We start from the raw sequence: 4539 nt of genomic DNA, 5'->3' as shown, positions 1-4539 counted from the left end.
GGGACACGTGACCCGACACGACCGACGCCACCAAGGGGGCGAGGACGCACCGACAGTGACGTTCTCGACGCGTGGCGGCGACACCCTCGGCGGCACGGCATCACACGCGTACGCCGCGCGACGGGCCCTCGCACAACACGGCCGGCCACGTGCCGGCAAGGGGCTGCGGGACATCTCCCCGGGCGCGGTCCCGGGTCCCCCGCGACCCGATCGTCAGCAAGAGTCCGACTGCCCCGCGGTACGCGCCGCCACCGCGGTCATCCCCACCATCACCGTCAGCGCCGGCACCCACACAACCGCCGCCAGCCAGCCGGTGAGGTCCAGCGTCGACATGACGAAGATCGCGGACAGGGTCAACAGCATCATCATCGCGGCCAGGGTCAGCACTACCGTCTTCCCACTCATACGTCGCTCCGTATCTTCCCGACGCTCCATGGCGAGCGCCTCAACAGGTAGGGATGTAGCGGGTCGGTGCCGCCCTCGCCGCCGCCAGGAGGACCCGTCCACCCGGCCGGTCCCGAGCCTCACCTTCGCCACGATGGACACGAACGCCCGCAGTACGTTGGAAACATGACGGCCGATCAGTTCGTCTCTCGCCGGACCGCCGCGGTGTCCGCGGACCGCCTGGACTCCAGAGCGCCGGCGACACGCCAGCCGCACTCAGGGCACGGGCAAGCACCCGCCGCGCTGTACGGAGACGGCACTCCGACGCCGGCGACGCTGAAGTACTCGCCCTCCACACCATTGGCGCTACGGCTCTGGAGCAAGTCGTAGTGGCGCGTCCAACGATGGTCACACCGCTCACACGCGAACCCGACCAGATCGGCCCACGCGTCAACGACCACGGCAGCCCTCCAAGCACTCGATCAGAACCGGCGTACGGGGCCGGGCATCACGCCGCGCGGACGCCCCACCGGGCGACCTGGCCCTCCGGCACTCAACGCCCCAGCGTGGGAACCGCGTTGAGCCGGACGAACGGGACGTAGTCGCGTCCGACGAGGTAGTAGTCCTCGACGGTACCGTCCACCTCGATGCCACAGATCCGCATCAATTTCCGCGCCGTACGCGGATGGCGCGCGGCGTAACGCGCCATGGCGCGTCCGGACTCCTCCGGGCTGAGGGGCTTGGCGAGCGCGGAGACGCAGCGGCCACCGACGTCGACTGTGACCAGCGGCGTCCTTTCGATGTTGCGGTACCACTGCGCGCAACCTCCGAAGCCGGAGGCGACCAGGTACGCGTCGGCCTGGGCGTCGTGCGCCACCACCTCGAGGACGACCTGCCGCGGCTTGCCGCTGACGCGGCCGGTGTGGGTGAGCAGCAGAACGCGGGTGCCCAGCAGCCACCCCAGGCGCCAGCGGTAGAGGTGGACGGGGGCCCGGGCGGCGAGCCGGAGCAATCCGCTCGGGGACGACACGTCCTTGAACCGGTGGGCCATGCGGCACAGATCCTCTCAGCACGGGGGGCGGCGACGCGCCTGGGCGGGCACCCTGGCCTGGTCACATACTTCGCGGTCGGCGATCTCCCCGGACTCCAGGGGCTCTTCGGGCTGCGCCGCGCCCCCCTCGGCGACGCGGGCCGCGGCCCGCCTACCGACCGCGCGCCAAGCGCACACCGGGCACGACGGCGCACCCTCCGGACTGTAGGGGGACACCACGAACAGCCCGCCCAGGCCGTAGTAGTCGCGCACCTCCCCACTCGGCGACTCGCAGTGGACCAGGTCGTACGCACGGGTCCACCGGTGGGCGCACCGGGGACAGATGAACTCGATCAGCTCGACCTCTCGTTCCACCACCACGTCGCTCCCTCCGGGTGACGACAGGGTCCGCCCCACGCGGCGACCGTCCGGCAACGTCTCGCACCAGGATATTGCATTGAGCAAAATTGGCACAAGGCAAAAAGAAGCGCGGTGGTGGCCGGCGGAGCGCGGCCGACGTCAAGCCGCCCCCGGCGCCGGGGGCGGCTTCTCGGTCATCCGTGGGATCCTCGTGACGGTGGAGCGCCAGTTGATCAGCCGTTATCTTCGGCATCCCCATGGCGGTGGGACACCCGTTGATCACCCGTCCAGCGACGCACAGAGCGATGTCGGACCCACCGGATTCGTGATCCGCATCGTCCGGCGCCCGGTACCTGCGGACGGCACCCTCGCAGGCGAAGGGCCAGCAGCCGCACGCGTCTCAGGGCGAGCGGAGCCACGCCGACGCCGCTCACCTCGCCCGACGATCCGGGACGCCGGCGGCACCACGAGCGGGACCGCGACGCGACGACGCGGACCTCTGCGTCGATTCCTGCGCGGACCTCGGCGGATAGTCGAGCGCCCGCATCAGGACCGCCAGTTGACCGGGTCGCAGGTCCCCGACGCGCTGATGCTCGGCGACGCCCGCCGCGTTGAGTATTTCGTGCGCCGTCAGCGCGCCCATCCCGGGCAGGGCCCGCAGCAACGCGGAGAACCTGACGTGTGCGGCCGCGGGGTCCTCCGGACCGCCGGCGCGGCGCAGGATCCGCAGCAGAGCCGTCGTACCGCCCGTGCTGACCTCTCCGAGCAGCCGGAGCCGATCGCGCCTGGCGATGTCCATCCGCTGGTGGGCCTGCGGTACTCGTCCAGAGTGGTGGAACATCTGCGTGGCCTCCGTTCTCCGCGATTCTTCGACCAGTGGGCCGGCCCGGCCGAACCCCTTCCGGGCCCGAATGGGCGCCTACCCGTCTTTGCACTGAGCAAAGCTTTGCCCGTGGATCATTTCCGGAACGGCACCTCCCGCGGGCGTCCGGGCCCGGCGTACGAACGGGCGGAGCCTCAGTCGCGCGGCGGGTCCTGGGCGTCGTCGGGCTCCGCGGGCCGCTGTAGGAGCAGCACCTGGTCCCCCGCGCGCACCACCGTGTCGGGTGTCATCGGCAGCAGGTGCCCGCCCCGGAGTGCGGCGCTGACCCACATGTCGCCGTTGACGACGAGGTCCTCCAACGTCGCGCCGTCCGCGTCGGAACCGGCTTCGATGACGTGCAGGGTGCTGCTGGGCTCGTGGGGAAGGCGGACGCCGAACGTCCACGGAGTGGAGGGCATGGTGCGCATCGGCACGCCCAGTCTCCGCGCGGCCCAGCCGACGGAGCCGCCCTGGACCAGGACGGAGAAAGCGACGACCATGAAGATGATCTCGTAGATCCGCTTGGCGTCGGGGACGCCGGAGGTGATGGCGAACGCTCCCAGCAGAATCGGCACAGCCCCTTTCAGCCCCGCCCACAGCACGAAACCGCGCTCCCCCGCACGCATCCGCACCGGCAGCAGCAACGGCCCGACGAGCAGTGGCCGGACGACCACCGCGAGGAGGACCGCGAGGACCAGTCCGATCAGCCATGCCCACCCGTCCGCGAGCGTGCGCAGACCGACCGTCAGGCCGAGGGCGATGAACACCACGATCTCCGCGAGGCTGGAGAGCGCGCCGAACACCTGCCGGATCTCCAGCCGGTACGGCATCGTCGCGTCCCCGATCAGCACCCCGGCCACCAGCACGGCGAGGAAGCCCGAACCGTGCGCGACCGTCGCCACTCCGTAGATGGCCATGGCACCGGCCAGAGCGCGCACCGGGTGCAGACCGGCGGCGGGCAGCGACACCTTGCGCATGAACCACAACAGGGCGAAGCCGCCGCCCACACCGACCGCCACGCCGACGATCATCTGCTCGACGAAGGTCACCACGACGTGGCCTGCCTGCTGGCCGATGCTCCCGCTGGCGCCCAGCAGCGCCACCATCAAGGAGATGCCGACCGGGTCGTTCGCCCCGGACTCGCCCTCCAGCACCGTGCCGGTCCGGCCGGTGACCTCACGTCGCCCCAGCACCGAGAAGACCACCGCCGGGTCCGTGGGCGCCAGCGCCGCACCCAGCACCAGCGACGTGCGCCAGCCCAGGTCGCACACGTAGTGGGAGATCAGCGCCACCGCACCTGTCGTCAGCACGGTCCCCACGACGCCCAGGGTCACGATCGGGGCGACCGCGCCGCGGAACCGCCGCCACCCGATCCCGAGACCGCCGTCGAACAGCACCACCACCAACGCCACCGTGACCACCTGCTCGACCAGGGACACCGGCACGCGCCGGTTCAGGACGGGCAAGGCGTCGGACGCCGCCGCCGAGCAGACCAGGAAGATGAACGGAGCGGGGACCCGCAGCCGTTCGCTGACGCGGTTCGACAACGCCGCCAGCATCACCACCACGGACAGCACGAGTATGGTCAGCGCCAGGCTCTCCGCGTTCGTCACCGGGTCATCCAATCAAACAGACCGATGACGGTGACTGATGCACCCGTCGTGGGCGCACTGGCGCGAGGGAGCCCGGACGACGGCCCGCCCGTAGGCCCCGGTGGACGTAGGTGACCTGGGCCCCGGACGCGGGCCGACCCGCCACCCCCGGCGGGGAACGGCTACCCCCCCGGGCGGGGAGCGTCGTGCCCCGGCTGCCGAGGTCCCTGGCGGTGGAGTCGTCCGCTGTGGCCGCCTTCCGCTGCTGCGCGGGAGCGGGGGACGCGTCGTCGCTGTCGGCGGAGGCCGGG

At 71.4% G+C, this 4539-nt stretch carries 5 protein-coding genes; all 5 read right to left on the bottom strand.

Annotated features, from left to right (window positions below; translation table 11 throughout):
- Nucleotides 1-213: 213 nt before the first annotated feature.
- Nucleotides 214-405 carry a hypothetical protein gene (locus tag K7472_RS32130; protein WP_222982775.1) on the bottom strand — a complete coding sequence of 64 codons (192 nt, stop codon included), beginning with the start codon at nt 403-405 and terminating at the stop codon, nt 214-216.
- A 532-nt stretch (nt 406-937) separates the two neighbouring features.
- Nucleotides 938-1435 (bottom strand): nitroreductase family deazaflavin-dependent oxidoreductase, encoded by a 498-nt coding sequence (locus K7472_RS32125; RefSeq protein ID WP_222982774.1) that lies wholly within the window; start codon nt 1433-1435, stop codon nt 938-940.
- Between the two features lie 15 nt (nt 1436-1450).
- A complete protein-coding gene (locus K7472_RS32120) occupies nt 1451-1792 on the bottom strand; it encodes a hypothetical protein (RefSeq protein ID WP_222982773.1) in 342 nt (113 codons plus the stop codon).
- Between the two features lie 412 nt (nt 1793-2204).
- Nucleotides 2205-2615: a hypothetical protein gene (locus K7472_RS32115; RefSeq protein ID WP_222982772.1), complete on the bottom strand. Its 411-nt coding sequence runs from the start codon at nt 2613-2615 to the stop codon at nt 2205-2207.
- Nucleotides 2616-2791: 176 nt separating this feature from the next.
- Entirely contained in the window at nt 2792-4249 is a 1458-nt protein-coding gene (locus K7472_RS32110; RefSeq protein WP_222982771.1) for a cation:proton antiporter domain-containing protein, read from the bottom strand.
- Nucleotides 4250-4539 lie beyond the last annotated feature (290 nt).

Origin of the sequence: Streptantibioticus parmotrematis (assembly GCF_019890615.1) — a bacterium.
GTDB classification, from domain to species: domain Bacteria; phylum Actinomycetota; class Actinomycetes; order Streptomycetales; family Streptomycetaceae; genus Streptantibioticus_D; species Streptantibioticus_D parmotrematis.
Note: the sequence above shows the minus strand (reverse complement) of the source record. Positions and strands in the feature narration are given on the sequence as shown.

Excerpts from the sequence above, each read along its gene's own strand:
- K7472_RS32130 (WP_222982775.1), bottom strand. The coding sequence starts at position 405 with ATGAGTGGGAAGACGGTAGTGCTGACCCTGGCCGCGATGATGATGCTG.
- K7472_RS32125 (WP_222982774.1), bottom strand. The coding sequence starts at position 1,435 with ATGGCCCACCGGTTCAAGGACGTGTCGTCCCCGAGCGGATTGCTCCGG.
- K7472_RS32115 (WP_222982772.1), bottom strand. The coding sequence starts at position 2,615 with ATGTTCCACCACTCTGGACGAGTACCGCAGGCCCACCAGCGGATGGAC.